Genomic DNA, 24,898 nt, shown 5'->3' with positions numbered 1-24,898 from the left:
ACAAGGCATGAAGCGGTTGGCACCACGGCTCGGTTTCAGCGGCTTTCCAGACGCCAGGCCAGCCCGAGAAGCAGCAAGGCAAGCGCCAGCACCGGCAAGGCCGAATACAGCGGAATGCGCTCCATGGCCACAAGCCGCGAGGCGCCGGCGGCCTGAATGGCCAGCCAGCCGTTGCCGGCCATGGGGCGTCCCCTTTCGGCGCGCACGATGGCGGGCAGGGAGATGCCCCCTTCATCCCCGGCGGTGATCCAGACCAGACCGCCCGCCGTGGCATGCGTAACAGGTTTGATCATCTCTTCTGTTGAGGTGATCTCGCGGGTTTCGGGCGTGTCGGCCTCGCCGACGGCGGTGAGGCGCGAAAGCGTGCCATTGCGCAGCCTGTAAAGGCCGACCGGTGCTTCGCGAATGCGCGCGGTGAACAGGCCGGGGCCGCTCTTGCGCATGGTGAGGGTGGTTTTTGTGCCGTCGGGCGTGGTCACCTCAAGGGGCGGGACAGCATCCTTCATGGTGCGGCGGAAAATGACGAGATCGCGGCCGCGGGTTTCGGCCTGCAGGGCCTCTTCCTCCAGATCCGGTTCCTTCATCAGCCAGTGTGCCAGACGGCGCAGAAGCTCCACATGCGGTCCGCCGCCGTCATATTTGCGCGCCCACAGCCAGATGTGATCGGACATCAGCGTGGCAACCCGGCCCTTGCCCTCGCGGGACAGGGCGAGAAGCGGCAGGTTGTCCGGCCCGGTCATCAGCACCTGGGCCTTCGGGGCGGCCTGGCCGGGCACGATGCGCAACCAGCGCCCCCAGGCGGGAGGGTTCTTTTGGCCCAGGCCTTTGCCCTTCAGCCCACGTGTGACAGGGTGGCGCCGGCCGGTTTCGGACAGGGCGGGGCGATAGGCCACCATGCGGTGCCTGCCCATGGGCGCGATGGTGGCAATGTCGGCAAGCGGCGAATGATAGAGGGAAAATTCGCTTGCGTATTCCGGCCCGGCGGTAAACAGCACGGCGCCGCCGTTGCGCACATAATCGACGACATTGCGCATGTAGAATTCCGGCAGGATGGCGCGGCGCTGATAGCGATCGAAGATGATGAGATCGAAGGACTTGAGCTTTTCCACGAACAGCTCGCGGGTGGGAAAGGCGATCAGCGCCAGTTCGCGAATTGGCGTGCCATCCTGCTTCTCCGGCGGGCGCAGGATGGTGAAATGCACAAGGTCCACCGTGGGATCGGCCTTGAGAAGATTGCGCCAGGTGCGCTCGCCGGGATGGGGCTCGCCGGAAATGAGCAGAACCTTTAAGCGGTCGCGGATGCCGCGGGTGATGACGACGGCGTGATTGTTGCGCAGGGTGAGCTCGCCGCCGGGCATGGGGGCGGCGGAGAGCTCCACGATGTTCTGCCCGGCATGATCCACGGGCAGGGCGAGCTGGGCGGTCTTTCCGGGCTTTAGGCGATGCCGGCCCCAGTCCTCGCCATTGACGCGGATGGAGACCTCAACCGAAGAGGCGGTGCCGCCGGTTTCCTCCACGCGGAAGCGGATGGTCTGTTCCTTGCCGACGATGCCGTAACGCGGGGCCTGCGTGATCACGATGCGGCGGTCGCGCTCGTTTTTGCGGCCGTCGATGAGGGCGTGAACGGGGGCTTCATATCCGGGCGGTAAGGCCTTTTTCGGATCGGCCGGCACGTCATGCACGCGGCCGTCGGTGATGAGAAAGGCACCGGCGAAGCGTTCCGGCGGCACATCGGCGAGTGCCTCGCGCAGGGCGGAGATCAGGCGCGTGCCCTCGCGGCCATCATCGGCAGGCAGGGTGTGGGTGCGCACCTCGGTGCCCTTCAGGGCCTGCAGGCGCTCTTTCAGCAACCGGGCCGCCTCTTGGGCGCGCTGGCGGCGGCCGTCCACATGCTGGCTGGCGCTGTCATCCACGACAATGACGGCGATATCATCAAGCGGCTGGCGTTTTTCCTTTTCGATGCGCGGGTTGGCCAAAGGCAGCAGGATGAGCGCGGCGGCGAGCAGACGCGCCAGCAGGGCGAGCGGCTGACGGCGCAGGCGAAAAAGCGCCAGAGCAATGAGAAGGGCGGCAAGGGCAAAAGCGCCCAGAAGCCAGGGCGGCAGCAGCGGATCGAAAACGATGTTCAAGCTGCGGATCATGGCCGTTTTACATCCTCATTGCCCAAGCCGTCTCAAGATGATGGGAATATGCACCTGATCGGCCTTGTAGTTGCCGGTTAAGGCATACATCACGATGTTGATTCCGGCGCGGATGGCCATTTCACGCTGCCGCGGGGTTCCGGAAACGGGCAGCATGAAGTTGCCGGAGGGCGTGATCGCCCAGGCGGCGGCCATGTCGTTGCCGGTGATGAGAATGGATGATACGCCATCGGCATTGCCCACCGAGAGGCGGCGCCGCTCGCGGCCGGCGGATGTGGCCTCCACCCACAGGGGCGATGAGGCATAGCGCCCGGGGAAGGAGGAAAGCAGGTAGAACGAGCGCGTGAGCACATGCGTGCGCGGCGTTGGCTCCAGCGGCGGAATGTCAAGGCTGGAAAGGATGCGGCGCAGGGCCTGGCGTTCCGGCGTGAGCCCTCCCGGATTAAGGGCTGCGGCATCGGCATCGCGCGTATCGAAGAGGATGGTGCCGCCGTTCTTGAGATAGGTGTCGATACGGGCCACCGCCTGCGCTGAAAGCAGGGGGGCATCGGCGGTGACCGGCCAGTAGATGAGAGGGAAGAAGGCGATTTCGTCCTTTTCAATGTCGATGCCAAAAGGTTCGCCCGGCTCCACGGAGGTGCGCTGCGCGAGGAATTCCGACAGGCCGATCAGGCCGGCGCGCGCGATCCTGTCCACACGCGGATCGCCGGTTTTCACATAGGCGAAGCGGGTGCGGGCGGTGGCGCGCAGGGCGAAGGCGAGGGCCGCCTCATCATCCTTCTTCTTGCGCGCGGCGGTCTCTTGCGTGGCCGCAGCGTGCGGTGCGCCGTCCTCAGGAGCGGCGGCGGCCTCATTTATCGGCAGGGAGAAGGCAGCGATGAACGTGACGGCGAAAAGGGGCAAAAGGATGCGTGCGGCGCTTTCGCCTTTCATGCGTGCGAGAACGCTCTTTCCTTGACCGGAGCGGGGCAGAAGGAGGCCCAGCCCGCCTGTGAGAACGAGCAGGGCAAGGCCATCCAGTAAAAAGAGCACGGCGGCGGCCAGGAACAGAGGCGGGGCCAGATCCTTCACCGGCAGGCGGGTATAGCCGCGCATGTCAAAGGCGGAAGGCAGAGGCGGCAGGGCGGCGAGCTTCATGCGCTCCTGACCGACATTGAGGGCGCGGACCATGCCGCCGCGGCCATAAAGCCCGGGGGGATGTTCAGGGCCCGGCCTTGTGGTTTTCAGCTTCTCAGGGCTGATGGGCGCAGCCTGAGGCGGCGGCGGTTGCAGGCGGCCGAAGCCGTCCAGCGTGCGCAGCGGCACGAAGGGTCCGGCGTTCATCTCGGCCGCGGAGGATGTAGTCATCGCCGGTGAGGGGGCGGCGGCGTCATGGGCTTCCTGCGCTTCGCCGGCGAGAGCGATGCGGGCCGGCGGCGCCATTTCGAGAATGCGATCGAGAATGTCCACGAACAGCCCGGTCATGGGCAGGTTGGACCATTCGGGGCTGGCGGTGACATGCACGAGGATCACCCGGCCCTTGCCTTCGCGGCGCGCGGTGATCAGCGGCGTGCCGTCGGCGAGCAGGGCCCAGGTGCGCAAGGCAAGGTCGGGATCGGGCTCGGCCAGCACCTGACGGGAAATGCGGATGTCCGGATCGGGGTTGAGATCGGCGAAAGGCGACTTGGCGGGAAAGGCCTGCAGGGGCTGGGGCTTCTCCCAGCTGAGCACGGCACCGAGCTGACGGGCGGAAGCGCGCAGGCGCACGGGCACGAGATCCGGGTCCAGCGTGCGGGCCGCCGCGGCAAGGCGCGGCCCAGCGAAACGCAGAAGCAGGCCGCCCGCCCGCACCCAGCGCTTGATCCGCTCGCGGCGGCTGGCATCGAGCCGTCCGACATCGGCAAGCACGAGCATGGATAAAGACGGGTCGAGACGGGAATCGAGATCGGAAAGGGTTTCGGCCTCGTTCACCTCCGCCTGCGGCTGCAGGGCCTTGATCACGTAATAGGCGGGTGAAAGCAGGGGCTGATCGCGCCCGCGCGTTTCGCCGGAATAGACGAGAACGCTGCGATGGCGGAAGCGGTCGTCGAACAGCCAGACGGCGGCGGCCTGATCCTCGCCGACGATGGTCAGCATGGCCGCCTCATTGCGCAGGGCGGCGGGCAGCGTGAGCGTGGCCCAGGCCTTAAGCGCCGTGCCGCGGAAGGTGGCGGTGGCTTCGGCGAGGGGGCGGCCATTGCGAGCACGCAGCAGGATGCGCACCTGTTCCTGCCTGATCATGGCGTTCATGCCCCGGCGGCGCGGACGCAAAACGGGCGCGCTGATCTTGCCGCCTTTTGCAGTGGGCTTGAGCAGCACATGCGGCAAGGCATCCTGTGGTAAGGCATGCACCGTTATGCGGGCGGCGCCAAGGCGGGAAAGCCCTTCGGCGAAGGCGCCGGCATCGCCGTAATCCAGGCCATCGGCAAGCCAGATGATGTCGGCCGGCTTCGTATTGGTGGCGCGCAGGGTATTCAGCAGCCGCAGGCGCTGCGGAGTGAAGGGCTGGGGCTTGAGCGTGGCGAGCGCTGCTTTCAGGGCGCGCGGTGCCTGAGGCTTCAGATTGAGGGGCATGGCCTGCGGTGCGGTGGTGGCGAGAATGACCGGGCGATCATTGGCCCCGGCTTCATCAAGCAGGCGCTTGAATGTGTTTGTGACCGCCGTCCAGGCATTGGCGGCGGCCCAGCCGTCATCAACGATGACGAGAACGGGCCCCTTGCCCCTGGCCAGATTCCAGGAGCCGCCGCGCTGCGGATCAAGACGGGGGCCGGCAACGGCAATGATGAGGGCGGCCATGAGCGCCATGCGCAGCAGGATGAGCCACCAGGGCGTGCGCGCGGCCTCTTCCCGGCGTTTGCGCACGTTCTGCAACAGGCGGAAGGGCGCAAAGCGCACGGTGGTCGGGCGCGGCGGTGTTGCCCGCAGCAGAAAGGCGATGACGGGCAGGGCCAGCAGAAACCACAGGGCGGCCGGATGCGCGAAGGTAAGGGCGGAAAGGCCTGTCTGGATCATGAGCCTGTCCTCCCGATACCGTCATGTTCAGCCTGTGCCGAGGCGGGTGTTTCACCCTCGGCGGGCTCCGGCGGCAGCGCCATGGCGGCGGGCGGCAGGCCCTCCAGCCGGGCACGCAGGGCAAGAAGCGGCACCTGTGGCGACTGATCGGTGCGGTGCACGGTAAAGGACCAGCCAAGGCGGCGGGCGAACTGATCCAGACGATGGCGCAGAGCGGCAAGGCGGCGGATATAGTCCTGGCGGATGTCCTCGGCGCGCCCGAAAAGGAGATGCTGGCTGCCGTCGCTGCTTTCAAAACGGGTGCGGCCCTTGAAGGGGAAGGTTTCCTCGGCCGGATCGACGACTTGCAGCAGATGTCCGGTGGCGCCGGCGGCGGCGAGATGGCGGATGCGTTCTTCCAGCGCATCGGGATCGGCAAAGAAATCACCGATGAGAATGCAGGTGGAGAAGCGCGGCACCTCCACGCGGGGCGGCAGAGGTTCCTGGCTGGCCGGATGGTCGGGATCGAACCAGCGGGCGAGGCGATCAAGCGCAAGATTTGTGTGATCAGGCCGGAAAGGGGCGCCGAGTGCGGCTATGCGTTCGCCGGCGCGGGTGACCATGCGGGCGATGGCCAGCGCCAGCACGGCGGCGCGATGGGCCTTGCTCACATCAGCAAGGGGGGAGCGCAGGCGCATGCCGGCATCGCCCTGAACCCACAGCCATAAGGTATTGGCGGCCATCCATTCGGTCTCGCGCACGAAAATGCGCTGACCGCGGGCGGATTTGCGCCAGTCGATGAGCGCGGCGGAATCACCGGGCGCATAGGCCCGATATTGCCAGAATTCCTCGCCGGGGCCGGCGCGGCGGCGGCCGTGCACCCCATGGATGACGGAGCGGGCAGCGCGCTGCGTGGCAATAAGCAGCGGCGGCAGCGCCATGGCAAGGGCATCGGCCTTCTGACGCAACCGGTGCAGGGAATTTGGGGCGGCACCCCTTTTCTTTTGCGCAGCCATGGCCACGGTCAGGCGAGCCTCTCCTTCAGCTTGGCGATGACGTCCTCAACGGTAATGCCGTCGGCGCGGGCGGAGAAGGTGACGGCCATGCGATGGCGCAAAACGGGATCGAGCAGCGCGGCCACATCCTCCAGCGAGGGGGAGAAACGGCCATGGAGCAGTGCGCGGGCGCGGGCGCCCAGCATGAGGGCCTGGGCGGCGCGGGGGCCGGGGCCCCAGGCCACGGTCTCGTTCACGAAGGGATCGGCTTCTTCCGTTCCCGGGCGGGCGGCGCGGACGACATCGAGGATGGCGTTGAGCACGTGTTCGGCCACCGGCATGAGGCGCACAAGATGCTGAATGCGCATGAGGCGCTCTGCGGTGAGCACGCGGTGCGGCTCGGTCTGTTCGGCGCCGGTGGTGGCTATAAGCATGGCCTTTTCGGCCTCGCGGTCGGGATAGCGGACGTCGATTTCCAGCAGGAAGCGGTCCAGCTGCGCCTCGGGCAGGGGATAGGTGCCCTCCTGCTCCAGGGGGTTCTGCGTGGCAAGCACGTGAAAGGGGCGGGGCAGGTCATGCCGCTGGCCGGCAACGGTCACATAGCGCTCCTGCATGGCCTGAAGCAGGGCGGACTGGGTGCGCGGGCTGGCGCGGTTGATCTCGTCGGCCATGAGCAGCTGGGCGAAAACCGGGCCCGGGATGAAGCGAAAATGCCGGCGGCCGTGTTCATCCTCCTCCATCACCTCGCTGCCGATGATGTCGGCAGGCATCAGATCCGGCGTGAACTGAATGCGCTTTTCATCCAGTCCGAGAACGGTGCCCAACGTGGTGACCAGCAAGGTCTTGGCCAGCCCGGGCACGCCAACGAGCAAGGCATGCCCGCCGGCGAGGATGGCCGTGAGGGCCAGCGCGATCACTTCCTGCTGGCCGAGAATGATGCGGCTGGTTTCATTGCGGACCCGGGCGAGGTCCTCGGCGGCCTTTTCCATGTCGCCAACGATGGCGGCATCCTCCGCCAAAGCCTGCGGATCTGTCATGACGGCATTGGCTCCTTTCATTACCGGTGAACCGTATTCCTTTAACGCCTTTTAAGAGGCTTTTATGCGCCTTTGTGCGGCCGCGGGCTTGTGCCCTGCGGTTTTTAAAGCGTTTCATGGCGCCGTTTCATGGCGAAAATATACCAGGCGGCGCAACCGGCGCATTAAAAACCCGTCATGCCGCGCGCACAATTTCACAGCCCGGCGTCAGGCGCGGGGAAACAGAACCTTCCGCATCCTATGCGATGCAGTGCGGATCGTTCCTTTTCATCGTCACCCGGAGAAAGCCTCAGGCCTTGAGCCACTGGCGTACACAGCCTGACACACCGGCTGATCTAAGATGCGACGATGTGTGTGTCGTGCAGTGTGATCCTAGATCATTATATGAACCTGCCATCCTAGCCCCCGGCTGATCTGCAGGTAATGGAGCAGATGACAATCTTGTATCCTGGAGTGCGGGGATACTGCGGAAAGCATAACCAGCGTCACATTCATGCCTGCCTGCTTTTGTCAGGAGGTGAAGCAGGCGTTTCCGTGGGCGTGCTCCCTTCGCCGGCATTATCCGGATCAGGTTCCAAGGGTTGGCCCGAAAAAGCCTCTCAGCCGGTGCGTCCTGGCCATGTTCTTAAGCCGCCAGCATTCTTGATACATGCTCCGGGGGCGACGGCAGAAACAGACGAGCACCAGCACCCCTGACGCCACGCTGGAAACCAGAACTCCAGCAATTTCAGATTATAACGAGCGCACGCGAGGCAGCCAAGCGCATACGCGCTTTCGTTGCAATCCTGTGGAAAAACGGAACGCTTTGAAGAAACGGCAACCGCACCCCGATGAGGCGGTGAATGCGTGGGGAAATGCGTGTCTGATGAGATCAGAGAAGAATGGCGCCCCCAAGGGGACTCGAACCCCTGTTTCCGGCGTGAGAGGCCGGCGTCCTAGACCGCTAGACGATGGGGGCAGATGTTTTCGCGGCCATTCGCTGGCCTCCCTATAGGCCCGAATGCGCCGGATGGCAAGAGCCCTGTGATCGACTTTCGCCCAAAACCACGAACCTTCCGGACAGAAAAGCCCCGTTCAGGGGGAGATCAGGCGCGGCCGGCGCCTCTCGGCCCGCTCCGCATCCCATTCCGCCGCCAGCCGCCGTGCCTGCGTGAGATCGGAAGGGAAATCCACCTCGCACCAGACATGACCGGTCAGATCGACCACACCGACGGGAATGCGCTTGGCCAGCCGCCCGATCGCCGCCGGAAACCACTGATGCAGCGCCGAGGGTTCGCGCATCATCTCTTCCAGCGTCTGCCGGTAAAGGGCCGGCCCCTCTTTCCGGAAGACATAAAAACCCGTGGCCTCCGCATCCACCGCCTCCAAAGGCAGCGTCTTGCCGATTTCGGTAAGCCGGTCGCCATCCAGCATCACCTTCATGTCGTCTTCGTCATAGGCCTCCTTGCGGTTGATGGCCACGAGCACGTCATGACCATTGGCCGCCAGCAGCGCCTCAACGAGATCGGAACGGAAGACATTGTCCCCGTTCACCTGGATGAAATCGCCGTCCATTTCATGCCGCGCCATCCAGCAGCTGGCGAGATTGTCGCTCACCGCATAGAAGGGATTGTAGACGGTGCGGATCGTCACACGATCGCGGCTGGCGATCCGCTCCAGCGCCTCCTCCATCTTGTCGGAGGCGAAACCGGTAACGACCACGAACTCTTTGATCCCGCAGGCGGCGAAGGCGTCGATCTGACGCCCGATCAGCGTCTGCCCGCCAATGTCCAGAAGCGCCTTGGGCACTTCCGCGGTCAGGGGCAGAAGACGCCGGCCCTGCCCGGCGGCCAGAATGATCACTTTCACGGCGAAAAACCTCGTGTTAGGAAAGGCGCGCGAACGCCCTCGTCCTTCGGGCGCCGGCTGCCCGGTACTCTTGCAGTCACCGACTGGAATTTCGCTCCGGTTTGCCTCTTTTCGCGCCCCGCGTCAATCACGACGGAATCATGATCCGGATCGCCCACATAACCGATGTGCATCTGCCCCTTGCCGGCGCCACCGTGCGCGAGCTGGCCAGCAAGCGCATTTTCGGCTGGCTCTCCTGGCGTCTGCGTCGCTTCCGCCGGCATCGCGCCGTAAGCCTGAACACCGTGATCGCGGATATGCAGGCGCACGCGCCCGATCACATCGTGCTCACCGGCGATCTCGTCAACATCTCCACCCGCCGGGAATTCGCCGCCGCCCGTACCTGGCTGGAAACACTTGCCCCGCCGGAGCGCCTCACCTTCATCCCCGGCAATCATGATCTTTACGTGGCAAATGCCCTGCAAGCCGGCCTCGTTACCCTTGCGCCATGGATGACGGCGAAAAATGAAGGTGCGCAAACAATACCGCGCTTTCCCCTGGTGCGGTATGTGAGCAACGTTGCCATCATCTCGCTCAATTCCACCTACCCCGCCCCCTGGGGCGAGGCCTCCGGCCGCCTCGGCCTAGAGCAGATCGAGAGGCTCGCCCGCCTGCTGGAGGAAACGCGGAGCAAGGGGCTGTTCCGCCTCGTCATCCTTCATCATCCTCCCCTGTTTTCCCTGGCCACCAGCCCGCGCAAGGCGCTGAAGGATGCGGATGCCCTTGAACAGGTCCTGCGGGAAAAGGGGGCGGAAGCCGTGCTTTATGGCCACAATCATCTGTGGAAACACGACGTGCTGGAAAGCCGGACTGGTCCCGTGCATCTTCTGGCCGCACCGTCGGCGTCCTATCGCCCTGGCGGAAAAAAACCCGCCGCCGGCTGGCAGATGCTCGGCATCGCCCGCCGTCAGGGCGCCTGGCGCCTGCATCTGCTGCGCCGCGGTCTTGATCGACAGGGAGAGCCCATGACCCTGAAAGACGAATGGCTCGCTTTCTGAAAGCAGTCCATGAATCGGCCTTGCCGCCGTGCCTTCAACGTGCCATCTGGCTTGACATGGCCCCCTGCCGTGCTAGCACGCGTTCAGGTTGGCGTCATGTACGTCAGGGCAGGATAACCGCGATTCGCACCGGTCTTTTCTTGCCGGGACGGACCGGGATTTGCTGGCGCAATCCGGTCTGCGGGCGTCTCACGGGCAGGCAGCCGCAAAGCCGCAGAGCACGGGCGGGCAAAAGGGGCCATGTTTGGCTTGAGGATCATTGACAGATACGTTCTGCGCGAGGTGGGCAGGCCCCTGGCCATCGCACTTGCCATTGGTCTTCTCGTGCTGCTTTCCGAGCGCATGGTGCGCATTCTCGACAAGACGCTGGGCAAGAAGAACTCCCTTTCCGTCGTCTTCGAGCTTCTTGGCTATCTCGTACCGCACTATCTGGGACTGGCCATTCCCGCCGCCCTCTTTCTCGGCCTGCTCTTCGGCTTCAATCGCCTTTCGCGCAACAGCGAAATTGACGCCGCTCTTGCCTCCGGCATTTCCCTGCACCGGCTCGCCCGCCCCATCATCTGGCTGTCGCTTCTGCTCACCCTGCTCTCCGTCTACATCTTCGGCTGGCTTCAGCCCTATACGCGCTATGCCTATCGCGCCCTGCTCTATACGGTGAGCAATGTTGAGGTCTTCTATCTCGCCGAGGAAGGCGTCTTCATGCAGAGCGGCACTCGCACCTTCATCCTCGACAAGCTCCAGCGTGAGACCAACAGCTTTCAGCGCATCTTTCTCTTCGACTATCGCGGCAAGGGCGGCGCCGAAACCATTACCGCCAAGCGGGGGTATCTCGTACCGCAGAAGAACGATCCGCGCCCCTTGCTCGTTCTGCTGGATGGTCACCGCCTGAAGCTGGAAAGCTGGCCGGATTTTTCCGGCCGCACCCCGCCGCCGCGTTTCTCCTCCGGCTTCTTCGATCGCACGGAAGCGCCGATTGGCCGCCGCAATGCGCTGGTCTTCCGCCCTCGCGGTCAGGATGAACGCGAGCTCACCTTTCCCGAGCTCATCCGCAATTATGACACGCCCCTGCCCCGCGCCACGATCCCGGAGCTGCATACCGAACTCAACAAGCGCCTGGTGTCCATTCTCACCATCCCCGTCCTGCCCTTTCTCGCCCTGCCTTTCGCCATTGGCCATCGCCGTCAGCAGCGGGCCTATCGCTTTGCCGTCGCCTTTGCCATTCTTGTTGCCTATTACGAGCTGGTGCAGCAGGGAGCGGTGGCCTCCCGCGTCGGACTGGCGCCCATCTGGCTGACGATCTGGGCGCCCTATCTTCTGCTCGTGCTTTTCGCCGCCGTGCGCTACTACAACGCCTGCTTCACGCTCCGCAAGGACCGTTTCGAGGCGCTCTATGACCGTCTCGCCGATGTCGGTGCCTATCTGCGCCGCAGGCTGGGCGGGATGTTCTCACGGTTCGCCAGACGCCGGGAGGCATAAGCCATGATCACCGTCATCGGCCGCATGCTCACCCGCATGATCGCCACCCGCTTCGTTCTGATCCTGGCGGGGCTGACGGTGTTTGTCCTGCTGCTCGATGCCATTTCCAACATGGACGAAATCCTGGCCTACACGGAAAACGACACCTGGGGCCTTCTGCGTTATGCGGCCCTGCGCGCGCCGCAGATGGCCGCAACCTTCTGGAACCTCTCGCTGTTGCTTGCGGTTCTGCTCACGCTTGTTGAGCTGAGTTTCAGAAACGAGATCGTCGCCATCTGGGCCGCCGGCATCTCGCCGCTGCGCCTCATTGCCATGCTGCTGCCTTTGGGCCTTGTGCTCGGCATCGCCCAGTTTGCTCTCAATGATCAGGCCGCACCCCGCACTGCCAAGGTCCTGCGTGAATGGGGCATTGGCGATTATGGCAGCAAGAAGCTCCAGATCGGCGAACGGGATCCCATCTGGATGCGCGCAGGCAACGACATCCTCCGCGCCGGCAAGGCCAACCGCAAGGCCACCGTCCTTGAGGACGTCGCCATATTCCGCCGTGATCCCGAAGGATTGCTCCTGGAGCAGGTCATCGCCGAAAAGGCCTGGCTTGTGCGCGGGCGCTGGGTTTTGCAGAATGTCTATATCTACGCACGGGACAACGTACGGCCCGAGCGCCTCGACACGCTGATCTACTCCGGCAACCTCCGGCTGGCCGCCGCCGGCGCCCGTTCCGGCGATCCCGAGGAAATGACCTTGAGGGATCTCGAATATTTCATTGCCAACGCCGGTTTCGGCATTCGCCCCGTTTACGTCTACCGCACCTGGTGGCATAAGCGCCTGAGCCTCTTCGTGCTGGCCTGGCTGGTCATGGCCGTGGCCATTCCCCTTGCCGCCCGCTATCGTCGCGGCGGTAATGCCGGATACATCTTCGGGCTAGGCGTCGCCGTCGGTTTCAGCTACTTCATACTGGACGGGCTTTCCATGACCGTGGGGGAACTGGGCCTTGTACCGCCATGGCTTGCCGCCTGGCTGCCGGCAGCGGCCCTTGGCCTTGTCGCCGCTGCCTTCATCACCCGCGCGGAAAGCCTGGCGTGAAATTCGTCACCGTTGCATGAGCTGAAGCGCAGGAGCAGCCCGCATGCCCAAACCGCAAGAAAACAAGACGCGGAAAGAGAGCGAAACATCTGCGCAGGAACAGTCTGTCCGGCTCGTGCTCATCGGCACTTCAGGAGACAGCATCTTCGGCCGCAAGACAGCCGAGCGGCTTCAATATCAGTTTTCACGGGAAGGGATCAGAAACGTCCTGCATGATCCCGAACAGGCTCTTTCGCATTTTGATGGCATCACAATTTTCGTGCGCGCCGATGCCGTTCTTGATCCGCCGCTTATCAGAGCCTTGCGCGAGCACCCGGGCCTTGTGCTGCTTGCCGACAATCGCGATGTGCCGCTCGCCGTCGTCTCGCCACCGGGCAAGGAAGACGCCGCCCTTTCCCTGCTTGAGGCCGAAACCGCCGAAACGGCAAGAGAACGCGCCCGCAGCGAGGGCTTCATCGTCCGCCGTCCCGGCGAGCTGGGCGTGAACTTCTGGAAGGCCCTGCGCAAGCGCGAAGCCCCCTATGCCCTCATCCTGTCGCCGGAAAAGAAAGGCGATGTGGAATGGCGCGTTTTCATGGGAACCTATAAGGGCGCGACTGATTTCGTCACCAAGCGCCTCTGGCCCATTCCCGCCTTTTATGTCACCCGCTGGCTGGCGGAAAAAACGCCTGTCACCCCCAACATGGTCACCACCCTTTCCGCCCTGCTGGTGATCATCGCCTTCTTCCTGTTCTGGAACGGGCATTATGCCTCCGGCCTGCTCGCCGCCTGGCTGATGACCTTTCTCGACACCGTGGACGGCAAGCTGGCCCGCACCACGCTCACCAGCAGCCACTGGGGCAACATCTTCGATCACGGCATCGATCTCGTGCACCCGCCCTTCTGGTACTGGGCCTGGGCCATGGGGCTGGATGATTATGGCCTGCCCCTGCCGCAACAGACGCTTTACCTCGCTCTTGCCGTGATCATTGGCGGCTATGTGCTGCAGCGGATCATCGAGGGCGTGGCCATCGCCTGGCTGGGCATGGAAATTCACATCTGGCGCCCGATCGACACTTTCTTCCGCGAGATCACCGCCCGCCGCAACCCCAACCTCGTCATCCTCACCTTCTTCGCCTTCATGCAGCGGCCGGATCTGGGGCTGCTCGCCGTGGCCTGGTGGACGGGCATCTGTCTCGTTCTCCATGGCATCCAGATCATCCAGGCCCTCATTGAAAAACGACGCAAGGGAGAACTCGTCTCCTGGATGGCCCGGGAGGCAGGCAACGTCTGACGAGCACGAACGCACCATGACCGAACCGCACCGCGCCGCACTCATCCTCAACCCCCGCTCCGGGGGAAACAATCGCAAGGGCCGCGCCCTGGCCGAGCAGCTGCGCGCCCTGGCCGGTGTTGATGTCAAGGCAGACATAAGCGTGCACGTTCTCGAAGACTTCCCGCAGTTGTTCGACATCCTGAAGCAGGAAGCGGCGCGCGAGACAAAAGCCCTGTTCATCTCCGCCGGCGACGGCACCGTGCAGGCAACGCAGACCTGGCTTGCCGAAAACCTCTCCCCCGAAACCCTGCCGATGATCGGCATTCTCCCGCATGGCTCCACCAACATGACGGCTGCCGAACTGGGGCTTTCCTTGAAGGATATCGGCGAACAGGCGCGCTATATCGCTTCCGCTGCCTGGAGCCGGGAAGAGACGCCACGCATCATCCGCCCTTCGCTGAAGGTGGAAAACCCCGCCGGCAGCGGCCCGCAGCATGGCATGTTCCTGGGCGGCGGTGCCATCGCCGCCGGCACGCTCTATTGCCAGGAGGCCTTCAATCGCAAGGGCGTGCGCGGCAACACCCTCGCTCCTGCCCTCACCCTGCTGCGCGCGGCGGGAAAGGCGCTTTTTGCCGGCCCTGCCGCTCCGGAGGAGGAAGACAGGCTCGACCGCCCCTGGCCCATGCGCGTCATCGCCGATGGCGAACCGGTCGGAGACGGGCTGCACATCGCGCTTCTGGTCAGCACCCTCAAGCGCCTCGTTTTCGGCGCCCGCCCCTTCGTCGAGACAGATCATGAGGAAGCCTTGCGCTTCTCGCTCTTTCGCCATCCGCCGCCCTCGCTTCTGCGCTGGCTGCCCGTCATCATCTGGGCACGCAAACGGCCTGAGCGCCTGCCGCCCGGCATGATCAGCCGCCCGGTGACGCGCCTAGAGGTAAAAACGTCCGCTCCCTTCGTCATTGACGGCGAAAAGCTGATGCCCCCCGAAGATGAGCCCTTGCGCATCTCGCTCGGGCCTGCCTTCACCTTCCTGCGCGGCTGACGGGAGCAATGCCGCCATGATTGATGATCGCGCACACGCTTCTCCGGCAACGCTGGAAGACTTAATCGCCAGGACCATCGACCTTCCGGTGCCGGCACCCGTGCGCCTGCTCACTGAGGAAGCCCGCAAGCGCCATCAGAAGGGGCGTGGCGTGGCCGCCGTGCTCGCCTATGGCTCCACCCTGCGCGAGGCCTCGCCGGAAGAAAGCCTCGTTGACCTCTATGTTCTCACGTTTGACAGCACAGCCATCAGCGACAATCCCCTCTCCCGCCTTGGCTGCCGCCTGTTGCCGCCCAATGTCTACTATCTCGAGGTAAAGGAAGAGACCGCACAGGGCCCGCGCACCTGGCGGGCAAAATACGCCTGCCTCACCCTGGACCAGTTCACCGCCCGCATGCAGGATAAGGTGCGCAATCCCTATTTCTGGGCCCGTTTTTCCCAGCCAAGCCGTCTGGTCTGGACGCAGGACGAGGCGGTGCGAGAACAGGTGATCTCGGCGCTGGCAACAGCCGTGCGCACCATGCTCACCTTCGCCCGCCGCCTCGCCAGCGATTCCGCATCCTGTCCGGATGTATGGCAGAAGGCCCTGATCGCCACCTATGCCAGCGAGCTGCGCGTTGAGGGGCCGGAGCGCGCCCGCCTCATCGTCTCCCGCAACCACGCCTTCATGACTGCGGCCTGCGCCCTGATCGAACAGGAAGCGCACATTCTTCGTCATGCACAACGTCATACCGGCGAAAGCCGGTATCTCAAGCCACAAACGCATGAGCCTGCGGCACGCGCCCCCGGCTTGCGCCGGGGTGACGAAAAAGATGGCACCCTTGTCTCGAACAATATGCAGGACGCGGCCAATACCCCGCCACCCGCCTCGCTTTCAAAAGCGGCCCTACGCTTCATGCAGATTGAGGGCAAGATCCTTTCCGTCCTCCGCCTCATCAAGGCGGCGTTCACCTTCGCCGGCGGTGCCGATTACATCGCCTGGAAAATCGCCCGTCACACCGGTGAGAAGATCGAGCTGACGCCTTTCGAGCGCCGCCATCCTCTCTTTGCCGCCATCCGCCACCTGCCGCGCCTGCTGCGCCGCGGTGCGGTGAAATGAACAAAATCAGCCCCGGGCAAAATCACAGCGCACTGTAGAACATCTCATTGAACAGAGAGCGGCCCCATTGCAGGTTCGCCTTGCCGAAGGCACGCGAGCGATTGACAAAGGCCTGCGCCGTTTGCCGGAAGACATACCCGCCCGTCTTGCGGTCATAGACCATGCCGAAGCTGATCTTGAAGGCGACCGACTGCAAAGGATCGGCATTCACCGCCACATAGCACATCATGCCGGGCGATTGCAGCGGCCCCATCTCCTTGCCGTCCATCTGGTTCGTGATGATGCGTGCAATGTGCCCGGCCTCGTAATTGGCGGCAAAGCCCGCCTTGACGAACGGCATCGGCCGCGCATCACCGCCCACGAACACCCGCTCATCACCGATGACATGATATTTCACCGGATCGATATGGGCGAACAGCCCCGGCTCATCCGTCTTGGCAATGCCGATGCGCTCCAGAATTTTCGCACCGCGAACCGGGGGATAGATGGCGGCGTCATCGAATGTGATGTCCCCCTTGTTGGTGTGCAGTGTGCGTCTGGAGACATCAATGCCCATCACCTTCACGCCCCGCACGATCTCAATGTGATCCTTATAAAGATCGTTGATGGCCTCGTTGATGCCATCGGGCTTGAAAGGCGGCTCGTCATGCACGTCCAGCAGCAGCACCTTGCCCTTGATGTCATTCTCCTTCATGTAGCCTGCGATCATGCAAGCGCGCTCATAAGGCGCCGGCAGGCAGCGATAGTTGCCCGGCGGCACCGTGAGCAGAAAGATGCCTTCCTCGAAATTCTCCAGCTTGTGCCTGAGCGTGATGTGCTCTGATCCCGGCTTGAACGCCGCCGGATACATGGAGCGCAGCCGCGCCGCCTCCGTGGCGTCCGGCACGCCATAGCGGGCGTAATCGTAATCGATGCCCGGCGCCAGCACGAGAAAATCATAGGTCAGCCAGCCCTCGTCGGTGTAAACGACGCGCCTTTCCCGATCCACGTCCACCACCGCCGCATGCAGCCAGGTATAATCATGATTGCGGGCCGCATCGGTATAGCTGTGAATCAGCTCCTCAAGCGGCAGCTTGCCCACCAGCCACAGATTGGACAGCGGACAGGAGAAGAACGTCGCGCGCTTTTCAATGAGAACGACGTCTAGTTCCGGCTTCAACTTCTTGAGTTGCCGCGCCACCTCCAGCCCGGACCAGCCACCGCCGACGATCACGACACGCGCCTTGCCAAAACCCGGCACCTCCGCCTGCCGGGAAAAGGCGCGTGGTGGGCGGGGCGCCGTAACCGCACCGCCCGGTGCGGCGGAAGCCCCGGCCGCCGCGCCCAGGACCGCTGCGGCACCGGCGGAGCGGATGATGTCGCGTCGGCTGGGGCCCTTGCCCTTTTTCTCCTGCATGGTTTCCATCCCCTGGCGCAAGACGTTCAAGATTGCAGGCCAGCCATCCGTACGGAGCGCTCACCGGAATGACCCGGCCACATCACGGCGGATTGCCGACACCCGGCATGCATCAGCACTTGATGGCGTCTTCGGAATATTCCTTTACCGGCATGGCCACCACGTCGCCTTCCACCATCTTCTTGTATCTGCTGCGGCCGAATGCCTTGCGCAGCTCCTTGCGATAGGCCTTGAAAAACTCGCCATAAAGCTCCGAGCCGATCAGCCCGACGGCGAAAAGCTCATCCGTCTCCGCCCTGTGCTCAAGCAGCACCGCCGCGAGCGGAAACTTGGCCGGACCGGCCAGCACCTTCGCCCCCGCTGCCGGATCATAGACGCTGGCATGGGCGCAACAGGTGATCACGCGCCCGTGCCCCGTCATCTGGTTGCGTTCGCGGCGGTAGTTGAGAAAGGCCGTCTCCTTGCTGTCATAGGAAAGCGCATGGGCACAGATGGCGGCATAGGCGACGATATTCTTGTCCGGCCCCACACCACCCGGCCAGGTGTAGGCCTTGCCGTCCTTGTCCTCCACTTCCGTGGGCGGGGCGGGATCGTCCAGCTTGATCAGCAGCGCCGGCGAGGAGTGATAGGGATAGTGAAAGATCCAGTTGGCATGCAGCGGCAGGTCCTTGGCCTTCAGGGGGCTGCCATCCGCCTTGACCAGCCTGACCCGCGGCGGATTTTCAAGAGCAAAGGCCGGGGCAATCACCCTGTGCCCCGCCGCCCGGGCCACGGCCATTGCGGCCGCCGTTCTGCCACACAGCCGGATGAACTGGCGGCGATCGGTCTTCTCGGTCATGTCACCATCCCGTCTTCTTCTCTCTCCCCGTCCCGGCGCCCGCCGCCTCCGGATGAACGCGGGAAAACCCCCTGAAAGAGACGGCGACGAGCACCCATCCGCGCAACGCCGCCGCCTCTTTCCTGTCTGCGTGTTGCAGACACGCCCCGCACCCGGCCGGACGGCATGGGCCCTCAATCAAGCACCTGTGTTCATGCATGCCGCGTCCGTTCACATGAACATGTCGCGATAAAGGCCCTTGCCCCATTCGATATTGGCCTTGCCCAACTGCCGCGAGCGCTCCGTGATCAGTTTCACATCCGTGAAATCCCAGCCCTTGTCCTTGGTGAACGTGTATTTGGCATCCACCATGATGGACTCGTTGGGATCGGTGTTCACCATGGAATAGCAGATGGTGTTGGGGCTCTCCCACTTCGGCTCCTTGCCGGCCGCACGCGCGGCGATGATCTTTGCCACGACCTTCGCCTCCGTATTGGCCGTGTTGCCGGATTTGGAGAAGGGCTGCGAACGCGAATCGCCGGTCACATAGGTGTGCAGGTCTCCCGGCACGTTGTAGAAAAACGGATCGATCTTCGCCTCATATTGCCGGCTTTTCGGATCATTGAGCCCCAGATCCTCAATGAGCCGGGCCGCCCGCACCCGCGGATAGAGCGAGGCATCGGCAAACTCAATCTCGCCGAATTCCGTAATCACCTGGTTCTTGCCCACGTCCACGCCCGTGATCGTCGTGGCCGTGTGATATTCCAGCACATCCTTGTAAAGCTCCTCGAAGGCTTTCAGGAAGCCCTCTGCCTTGATCGTCGGCTCTTCGTTCGGGTCCAGCAGCAGCACCTTGCCCTTGATCCCTTCCTTCTTGAAATAGGAGGCGATCATGCAGGCGCGCTCATAGGGCCCCGGCAAACAACGATAGTTGCCCGGCGGCACATTGAGAACGAAGGTCCCTTCCTCGAAATTGTCCAGCTTTTCCTTCAGCGACAGGTGTTCGGAACCGGGCTTGAACGCTGCCGGATAGGCCTGCGCCACTATGGCGGCCTCGGCCGGATCCTTCACGCCCAGCGAGGGATAGTCATAGTCGATGCCCGGCGCCAGCACGATGTAGTCGTAATCGATATAGCCGGCCGTGGTCCATGCGCGGCGCTTTTCACGGTCGAGCTGCACCAGCATGGCCTGCAGCCAGACATAACCGTTGTTGCGGGCAGCCTCCACGTAGGAATGCAGCAGGATGTCAATGCCGATCACGCCGCCCAGCCACAGGTTGGACAGCGGGCAGGACATGAACATGGCATTGGGTTCGACAAGGACGACATCGAAATCGGCATTGGCCTTCTTGAGATACTTGGCCAGGGTCAGGCCGGACCAGCCGCCGCCCACGACCACGACCCGCTGCCCCTTGCGCGGGGGCAGATCCGCAGCCCGCCCCAGCGGCCCGGCAACGGCCGCCGCGGCAGGTGCAGCCGATCCCACAATGCCGCCCATCCCGGCAACGGCACCCGCGCCGGCAAGACCGGCCGTTTTCAGAAAGTCACGCCGGTCCATCCCGGCCCTGCGGCCGGTGGTCTTCTTTTCCGCCATGAATGCACCCTCCTGCTCTGATCCTGACCGAACGTTTCCTGCCGGCCTGTGCAACAGGAAGAGGGAAAGGCCGGGGAATGGCCTCTTCCCGGGGCCCGTTTTCTTGATTGTGTGTTTTCAGGGCCTGCTCCCCGCTGCCGGCCGGTCGGGTGCATTCTGCAGGAAGTTCCGCCCTCTCACAAGAGAACGGATTTTGCCCCTAGATTCTCCGCCTGTTCCCTGTCAGGGAAAAGCGCCGGGCAAAAAACACCCCTGTTCGGCCGAATCACGCCGAGGATGCCGAATTTCACGGAAACACGTAGCGTATCCGAACACCTGTTCGGAGGAAGGAGGGGAACTGAAAGGAAAGGAAGGGCGTGCCGGACCGGTATCGATGGTAGCGGGGGAGGGACTCGAACCCCCGACACGCGGATTATGATTCCGCTGCTCTAACCAACTGAGCTACCCCGCCATGCACGGTGCACCGCCGGCAACGTCTTGGCATGTGCAAGCGGCGATGCACTGGCGATATAGGAAGGCGGGCGGCCTCTAGTCAAGCCCTTTTCGCTTTCGCGCGCGCCGATTTTTCCCGCAGGCCGCAGGCGATGGCCCATGGGGCATCACATCGCTTTGCCAGCCCATTTCCGGCCTGCTATGACCATGGGTCAAGCGGTAAGGCTTGCATGAACATTCGCCCTGACCTTTCAACGAACCAGACAGGAGGGGAAGCGACGATCATGGATATCGAGGCTCAGAAGAAGGCCGCCGCGGAAGCGGCCCTCGCCTATATCGAGGACGGCATGAAGGTGGGGCTGGGCACCGGATCCACAGCCAACTATTTCATCGATGCACTCGGCGAAAAGGTGCGCGCCGGGCTGAACGTCACCTGCGTGCCCACATCCATCGCATCGGAAGAGCGCGCCCGCGCCCTTGGCATCCCTCTGGCCGCGCTCGATGATCTGCCGGAGCTGGACGTGACCGTGGACGGTGCCGATGAAATCCATCCCGATGGCCTTGTGCTCATCAAGGGTGGCGGCGGGGCACTCACCCGTGAGAAGATCGTGGCCGCCTCTTCCGCCCGCATGGTGGTCATCGCCGATTCCACCAAGCTGATGACGGCGGAAACCTTCGGCCGCTTTCCGCTGCCGGTGGAGATCCTGCCCTTCGGCGCGCAGGCCACGATCCTCAAGATCCGCCGCGTGCTGGACGCGCTTGGCCTCTCTGGCGAGCTGAAAATCCGCGAAAAGGATGGCCAGCCCTTCATCACCGACAACGGCGGCCTCATCGTGGACTGTCATCTCGGCCATATTGATCAGCCGGCCGCCCTCGCCGAGGCGCTGATTGCCATTCCCGGCGTCGTGGAACAGGGCCTTTTTGTCGGCATTGCCACCACCGCCCTTGTCGCCACCGAGGAAGGCGTGCAGACCTTGAACGCATGAAAGCCCCACCGCGCCTTTCCCGCCGGATGGATGAACGGCGCAGGGCGGATTGCGTGATGAAAAGGCGTCTGCAAAAAGACTGAACGGATGCAAGGCGTTTTAAACAAAACATGCATCAAACCGCCCTGCGTCCCAGCCCAGGCACCCTGAGCACACACAATATTGGGTGGTTGGGCGGGGGCGCGGGGCGGTGGGTGGTGTGAAAATTCGCCAATAGGCGAATTTTAGTTTCAACTTCTGGCACACAGGGAACGAAGCAGGGAGCAAGAAACCATGGCCGCACAGGCACCCATCTGCGATTTTGGCTGGAAAGCGCCGGATTTCGAACTGCCCGGCGTCGATGGCAAGACCTACACCTTTGATGACATCGCTGGCGAAAAGGGCACGGTGGTTGTCTTCATCTGCAACCACTGCCCCTATGTGAAGGCCATTGTCGACCGTCTCGTGCGTGATGCCAAGGAGCTGATGGCCAACGGCATCGGCTTTGTCGCCATCTCTTCCAATGATGCCGAGCAGTATCCGGAAGACTCCTTCGAGAACATGAAAAAGTTCGCCGAAAAGCACGGCTTTCCCTTCCCCTACCTCTATGACGAGACCCAGGAGGTGGCGAAGCGTTACGGCGCGGTGTGCACGCCGGACTTCTTCGGCTTCAATGCCAACCGCGAGCTTCAGTATCGCGGCCGTCTTGATGAATCCCGCAAGGAACCGGCCGCGCCGGATGCCCGTCGCGAACTGTTCGAGGCCATGATGCAGGTCGCCGAAACCGGCCAGGGCCCGAAGGATCAGGTGCCGTCCATGGGCTGCTCCATCAAGTGGAAGCCCGGCAACGACCCCTTCTCCCTGGCCGCCGGCCGCGGATGCTGAAAAGAAGAAAACCTTTCAAACACAAGGGGCTGCCCGCGGGCAGCCCTTTTCTTTAACGGGCTGCTCTTTTTCGTCCGCAGAGAATAACCAAGGCTTTCCATGCACAAAAAGCCAACAAGATGACGCGAAGATTCCAGCCGTCAGAATATGCGCGTCGAATTTTACAAGGACGCATCCCAAAGTCTCGAACGGGCCGCACTGACCAAACAGCACGGCTCGTTTTCTTTTCATTTTCTTTTTTTCCTTAAGCTCAACCTTACGTAAGGGACATACGATAAAGGCAAGTCATGGCTGTGAAAAAAATTAAATATTTCGTGATGGAGGCTGAAAATCAGCGGCAGACACCGAAAGTGCATTTAGGACATCAATCATAATCAGACAAAACATTAGGAGGATATCATGAAAAAGAGCCGTTCAAATCGACCGGTCATATTCGAGATCATTATGATGGGATCGATGCTTATCGTGTTTCTTATTTTAGAAATACACTCTTTTGTCACAGACAACTTCGACTTGCCCACACCCTCTCCTAAAATTTTGTTCGTTTGGGTGGTATCAGGCACAGCGGCAGTAATCGCCATATATGCAACTGCGTGGTGGCTTGCCGGCCGCAATCCCTCCCCCGCGGCCATTGCACTACGCTGGGAGCCGCCAGAGAACCTGAGTCCGGCACAGGCGGTTTTCCTGAAAGACGTGGTCTGGCGCAAAGTGCCCGATACGCATCGGGCCTTCACCACCGCACTCGTTTCGCTGGCAACGAAAAGATACATCGGCATAAAACGAAAGACCGATGAAACCCGCCTAATACAACTCAAACAAGCGGATACTACGCTTCCACCTGAGGAACAACAGCTGATGAAAATACTGTTTTCCGATGAAAATCAGCTCATACTGGATAAGCGCAAATCGAAATTGGCCAAAGATATAAGAAAAAGATTTGGCCGTGAATTAAATACTTATATTGAAAAACACTTTATTGACAAAAATTCTAATATTATAAAAGCTGGAATAATTATTGCAGTTATAATCTCTCTTGTATTTATATTTTTTGATATATCTTACATTTTAAAAATACATTCAGGACTGTTTATCCTTCGTCTTGGATTGTTTTTTGCATCAATAGGTATATCTCCATTTATATATCGCATAATCAAATTCATTATGCAATCTTTTGGGCACAAAGCGAATAATTTTCATGCCATTCTTGTCTTGCTTGTAACTTTATTTATTATGTTTTTTATATTGCTTCCCAATATTCCAATGGACCCCCTAATAATAAAAGAAAGTAATAAAAATTTCCTATTAGAATATCTATCTTTGTTTCTTGTACTTCTGGTGCTTCCATCCGTCATCATGGCGGCCTGGTACCTGCTTCCGCGTCCTACACCAGAGGCCCGCCGCTTGCTCGATGAGCTGGAAGGACTGCGCATGTTCTTGAAATCAACGGCGGGGCATCATCCGCATCAGGCCATGCATCTGTCTGCGCGGCCCATGTCCGCCTCGAAGTATCAGGCGCTGCTCCCTTGGGCTGTTGCCCTCGGCGTGGAACAGGAATGGACAAGCGCCTTCAGGAAGTGGTTGCCTCCGATGGAAGCGAATTATGGCGTGGAACGCTCCCAGGCCAATTTTCCTGAGATCAATCCACAGCAGGCAGGAAAAGGTGCGTTTCCGCTGCAACCGAACAGCCCTGTCATCGGCGGACACCAGCAAACCGAAATGATCCCACGCACAACGGTCAATCCTGCCGGGACTTATGGTTCGTTAAATCAATGAGTTTGCCGAAACAGCCCAACATGCAACGCTCTTTCGGCACTCAAAAACACCATGACATCGTTATCTTTTGCGCCACCCTGATAAAAAACAGGCCCCCTGCGGCAAACGCATGCATTTATGGCCTTAAATTTCCGGCTGATCAACGGCATGACGATGCGGGGGGCGCGTAGCGTGCCTTTCATTCGCGCATTGGCTCTGTTTCCCGGGCAAAACGCCCGCGCCAGCCCTATTGCGCGGCCACCCGGCTTGAGAGCGTGGCCACGTCCTGTTCCGGTGCGCAGGTCATTTTCTTGAAGCGCATCATCGTGAACAGGCCGAAGGGCTTGAGCTGCTCCTCGTCCACGAGCTTCAGCCGGTCACACACGAGGATGGTATCCTTGGGAAATTCCGGCCGCCAGCCCAGATCCTCGGCGAAACGGGCCATGCCTTTCTCCAGCGTGCCGCGAAGGCCCTTTTCCTGGCTGAAATGATTGACGACAATCACCTCGCCCCCCGTGCGGCAGACGCGCTCCAGCTCCTTCATCACCTTCACCGGATCGGGCACCACCGTCATCACATACATGGCCACGACCACATCGAAGGAATCATCCTCAAAGGCGCTCATGTCCGCCGCGTCCATCTCCAGGATGGCCTCGACGTTTTCAAGCCGCGCCTTGCGCACCCGTTCACGCGCCTTGGCCAGCATCTCCGGCGAGAGATCGATGCCGGTAATCCGGTGTTCCGGCTTGTAGCTGGGAAGGGAAATGCCGGTGCCGACGCCAACCTCCAGCACCCGGCCGGGCGGCAGCGAATTGATGTGGCGCACGGCCCGCTTGCGGCCGGAATCTGCGATGATGCCAAAGGTGAAGTCATAGATGGGCGCCCACCGCGCATAGGCCTTTTTCACGGCGTGCTCGCCCATCTCAACCAGTCGCTGTTCCGTCAATTCGACCTCCCGCTGCTCCCCTCGCCCGGCGGCTCGTGAAAAGGCGCCAGAACATGGCGCCAGAACCCCCGGATGTGCAGCCTCGTGGCA

The 24,898-nt window shown here is 62.1% G+C and carries 18 protein-coding genes, 2 tRNA genes and 1 riboswitch; of the genes, 9 read left to right on the top strand and 11 right to left on the bottom strand.

Annotation, left to right across the window (positions count from 1 at the left end; genetic code table 11):
• Window positions 1-35: 35 nt before the first annotated feature.
• From EK16_RS01415 to EK16_RS01390, 6 genes are all read right to left on the bottom strand, one after another.
• Window positions 36-2,141 (bottom strand): hypothetical protein, encoded by a 2,106-nt coding sequence (locus EK16_RS01415; protein ID WP_038033893.1) that lies wholly within the window; start codon window positions 2,139-2,141, stop codon window positions 36-38.
• Between the two features lie 15 nt (window positions 2,142-2,156).
• Window positions 2,157-5,171 carry a DUF4159 domain-containing protein gene (locus tag EK16_RS01410; protein ID WP_038033891.1) on the bottom strand — a complete coding sequence of 1,005 codons (3,015 nt, stop codon included), beginning with the start codon at window positions 5,169-5,171 and terminating at the stop codon, window positions 2,157-2,159.
• Window positions 5,168-6,166: a DUF58 domain-containing protein gene (locus tag EK16_RS01405; protein ID WP_156098419.1), complete on the bottom strand. Its 999-nt coding sequence runs from the start codon at window positions 6,164-6,166 to the stop codon at window positions 5,168-5,170. Before EK16_RS01405 ends, EK16_RS01410 begins: the two co-directional genes overlap by 4 nt.
• A gap of 8 nt (window positions 6,167-6,174) precedes the next feature.
• Complete coding sequence (locus EK16_RS01400; RefSeq protein WP_038034189.1) at window positions 6,175-7,182, bottom strand: AAA family ATPase; 1,008 nt, start codon at window positions 7,180-7,182, stop codon at window positions 6,175-6,177.
• Window positions 7,183-7,708: 526 nt separating this feature from the next.
• Window positions 7,709-7,886: riboswitch (TPP riboswitch) on the bottom strand.
• A gap of 178 nt (window positions 7,887-8,064) precedes the next feature.
• A tRNA-Glu gene (locus EK16_RS01395) sits at window positions 8,065-8,140 on the bottom strand.
• Between the two features lie 116 nt (window positions 8,141-8,256).
• Window positions 8,257-9,030, bottom strand: coding sequence for a phosphocholine cytidylyltransferase family protein (locus EK16_RS01390; protein ID WP_051928749.1), 774 nt, complete (start codon window positions 9,028-9,030; stop codon window positions 8,257-8,259).
• Window positions 9,031-9,170: 140 nt separating this feature from the next.
• Here EK16_RS01390 and EK16_RS01385 point away from each other — a divergent pair, with 140 nt between their 5' ends.
• The 6 genes from EK16_RS01385 (at window position 9,171) to EK16_RS01360 (ending at window position 16,022) form a co-directional block, all read left to right on the top strand.
• Entirely contained in the window at window positions 9,171-10,067 is an 897-nt protein-coding gene (locus tag EK16_RS01385; protein ID WP_038033890.1) for a metallophosphoesterase family protein, read from the top strand.
• A gap of 240 nt (window positions 10,068-10,307) precedes the next feature.
• Window positions 10,308-11,543: an LPS export ABC transporter permease LptF gene (gene lptF / locus EK16_RS01380; RefSeq protein ID WP_038033887.1), complete on the top strand. Its 1,236-nt coding sequence runs from the start codon at window positions 10,308-10,310 to the stop codon at window positions 11,541-11,543.
• Window positions 11,544-11,546: 3 nt separating this feature from the next.
• A complete protein-coding gene (locus tag EK16_RS01375; protein ID WP_038033884.1) occupies window positions 11,547-12,626 on the top strand; it encodes an LptF/LptG family permease in 1,080 nt (359 codons plus the stop codon).
• Window positions 12,627-12,669: 43 nt separating this feature from the next.
• Entirely contained in the window at window positions 12,670-13,899 is a 1,230-nt protein-coding gene (locus EK16_RS01370) for a CDP-alcohol phosphatidyltransferase family protein (protein ID WP_051928748.1), read from the top strand.
• 16 nt (window positions 13,900-13,915) lie between these two features.
• A complete protein-coding gene (locus EK16_RS01365) occupies window positions 13,916-14,923 on the top strand; it encodes a diacylglycerol/lipid kinase family protein (RefSeq protein WP_038033881.1) in 1,008 nt (335 codons plus the stop codon).
• Window positions 14,924-14,939: 16 nt separating this feature from the next.
• Window positions 14,940-16,022: a hypothetical protein gene (locus tag EK16_RS01360; RefSeq protein ID WP_038033877.1), complete on the top strand. Its 1,083-nt coding sequence runs from the start codon at window positions 14,940-14,942 to the stop codon at window positions 16,020-16,022.
• Window positions 16,023-16,044: 22 nt separating this feature from the next.
• Here EK16_RS01360 and EK16_RS01355 read toward each other — a convergent pair whose 3' ends face one another.
• From EK16_RS01355 to EK16_RS01335, 4 genes are all read right to left on the bottom strand, one after another.
• Window positions 16,045-17,418, bottom strand: coding sequence for an NAD(P)/FAD-dependent oxidoreductase (locus EK16_RS01355; RefSeq protein WP_197059568.1), 1,374 nt, complete (start codon window positions 17,416-17,418; stop codon window positions 16,045-16,047).
• A gap of 112 nt (window positions 17,419-17,530) precedes the next feature.
• Window positions 17,531-18,256 carry a Rieske (2Fe-2S) protein gene (locus EK16_RS01350; RefSeq protein WP_038033874.1) on the bottom strand — a complete coding sequence of 242 codons (726 nt, stop codon included), beginning with the start codon at window positions 18,254-18,256 and terminating at the stop codon, window positions 17,531-17,533.
• Window positions 18,257-18,466: 210 nt separating this feature from the next.
• Window positions 18,467-19,828, bottom strand: coding sequence for an FAD-dependent oxidoreductase (locus EK16_RS01340; RefSeq protein ID WP_231573559.1), 1,362 nt, complete (start codon window positions 19,826-19,828; stop codon window positions 18,467-18,469).
• Window positions 19,829-20,202: 374 nt separating this feature from the next.
• Window positions 20,203-20,279, bottom strand: a tRNA-Met gene (locus EK16_RS01335).
• A gap of 265 nt (window positions 20,280-20,544) precedes the next feature.
• On the opposite strand from EK16_RS01335, the gene rpiA reads away from it, so the two are divergent.
• The 3 genes from rpiA to EK16_RS01320 all read left to right on the top strand — a co-directional run bounded on the left by rpiA (window position 20,545) and on the right by EK16_RS01320 (window position 23,883).
• Window positions 20,545-21,246 (top strand): ribose-5-phosphate isomerase RpiA, encoded by a 702-nt coding sequence (rpiA, locus tag EK16_RS01330; RefSeq protein ID WP_038033869.1) that lies wholly within the window; start codon window positions 20,545-20,547, stop codon window positions 21,244-21,246.
• Window positions 21,247-21,519: 273 nt separating this feature from the next.
• A complete protein-coding gene (locus tag EK16_RS01325; protein ID WP_051928746.1) occupies window positions 21,520-22,110 on the top strand; it encodes a thioredoxin family protein in 591 nt (196 codons plus the stop codon).
• A 399-nt stretch (window positions 22,111-22,509) separates the two neighbouring features.
• Complete coding sequence (locus EK16_RS01320) at window positions 22,510-23,883, top strand: DUF2207 family protein (RefSeq protein WP_038033867.1); 1,374 nt, start codon at window positions 22,510-22,512, stop codon at window positions 23,881-23,883.
• A gap of 226 nt (window positions 23,884-24,109) precedes the next feature.
• On the opposite strand, the gene EK16_RS01315 is transcribed toward EK16_RS01320, so the two are convergent.
• Window positions 24,110-24,808: a class I SAM-dependent methyltransferase gene (locus EK16_RS01315; protein ID WP_231573558.1), complete on the bottom strand. Its 699-nt coding sequence runs from the start codon at window positions 24,806-24,808 to the stop codon at window positions 24,110-24,112.
• Between the last annotated feature and the right edge of the window lie 90 nt (window positions 24,809-24,898).

This window comes from Thermopetrobacter sp. TC1, assembly GCF_000746275.1.
Taxonomy (GTDB): Bacteria; Pseudomonadota; Alphaproteobacteria; order Rhizobiales; family Aestuariivirgaceae; genus Thermopetrobacter.
The sequence above is the reverse complement of the archived record's forward strand: the minus strand, read 5'-3'. Positions and strand labels throughout refer to the sequence as shown.

Coding starts and splice junctions, on each gene's coding strand:
- EK16_RS01340 (WP_231573559.1), bottom strand. CDS start 19,828: ATGGCGGAAAAGAAGACCACCGGCCGCAGGGCCGGGATGGACCGGCGT.
- rpiA (WP_038033869.1), top strand. CDS start 20,545: ATGGATATCGAGGCTCAGAAGAAGGCCGCCGCGGAAGCGGCCCTCGCC.
- EK16_RS01355 (WP_197059568.1), bottom strand. CDS start 17,418: ATGCAGGAGAAAAAGGGCAAGGGCCCCAGCCGACGCGACATCATCCGC.
- EK16_RS01350 (WP_038033874.1), bottom strand. CDS start 18,256: ATGACCGAGAAGACCGATCGCCGCCAGTTCATCCGGCTGTGTGGCAGA.
- EK16_RS01415 (WP_038033893.1), bottom strand. CDS start 2,141: ATGATCCGCAGCTTGAACATCGTTTTCGATCCGCTGCTGCCGCCCTGG.
- EK16_RS01375 (WP_038033884.1), top strand. CDS start 11,547: ATGATCACCGTCATCGGCCGCATGCTCACCCGCATGATCGCCACCCGC.
- EK16_RS01360 (WP_038033877.1), top strand. CDS start 14,940: ATGATTGATGATCGCGCACACGCTTCTCCGGCAACGCTGGAAGACTTA.
- EK16_RS01325 (WP_051928746.1), top strand. CDS start 21,520: ATGGCCGCACAGGCACCCATCTGCGATTTTGGCTGGAAAGCGCCGGAT.
- EK16_RS01365 (WP_038033881.1), top strand. CDS start 13,916: ATGACCGAACCGCACCGCGCCGCACTCATCCTCAACCCCCGCTCCGGG.
- EK16_RS01320 (WP_038033867.1), top strand. CDS start 22,510: ATGAAAAAGAGCCGTTCAAATCGACCGGTCATATTCGAGATCATTATG.
- EK16_RS01405 (WP_156098419.1), bottom strand. CDS start 6,166: ATGGCTGCGCAAAAGAAAAGGGGTGCCGCCCCAAATTCCCTGCACCGG.
- EK16_RS01385 (WP_038033890.1), top strand. CDS start 9,171: ATGATCCGGATCGCCCACATAACCGATGTGCATCTGCCCCTTGCCGGC.
- lptF (WP_038033887.1), top strand. CDS start 10,308: ATGTTTGGCTTGAGGATCATTGACAGATACGTTCTGCGCGAGGTGGGC.
- EK16_RS01410 (WP_038033891.1), bottom strand. CDS start 5,171: ATGATCCAGACAGGCCTTTCCGCCCTTACCTTCGCGCATCCGGCCGCC.
- EK16_RS01370 (WP_051928748.1), top strand. CDS start 12,670: ATGCCCAAACCGCAAGAAAACAAGACGCGGAAAGAGAGCGAAACATCT.
- EK16_RS01400 (WP_038034189.1), bottom strand. CDS start 7,182: ATGACAGATCCGCAGGCTTTGGCGGAGGATGCCGCCATCGTTGGCGAC.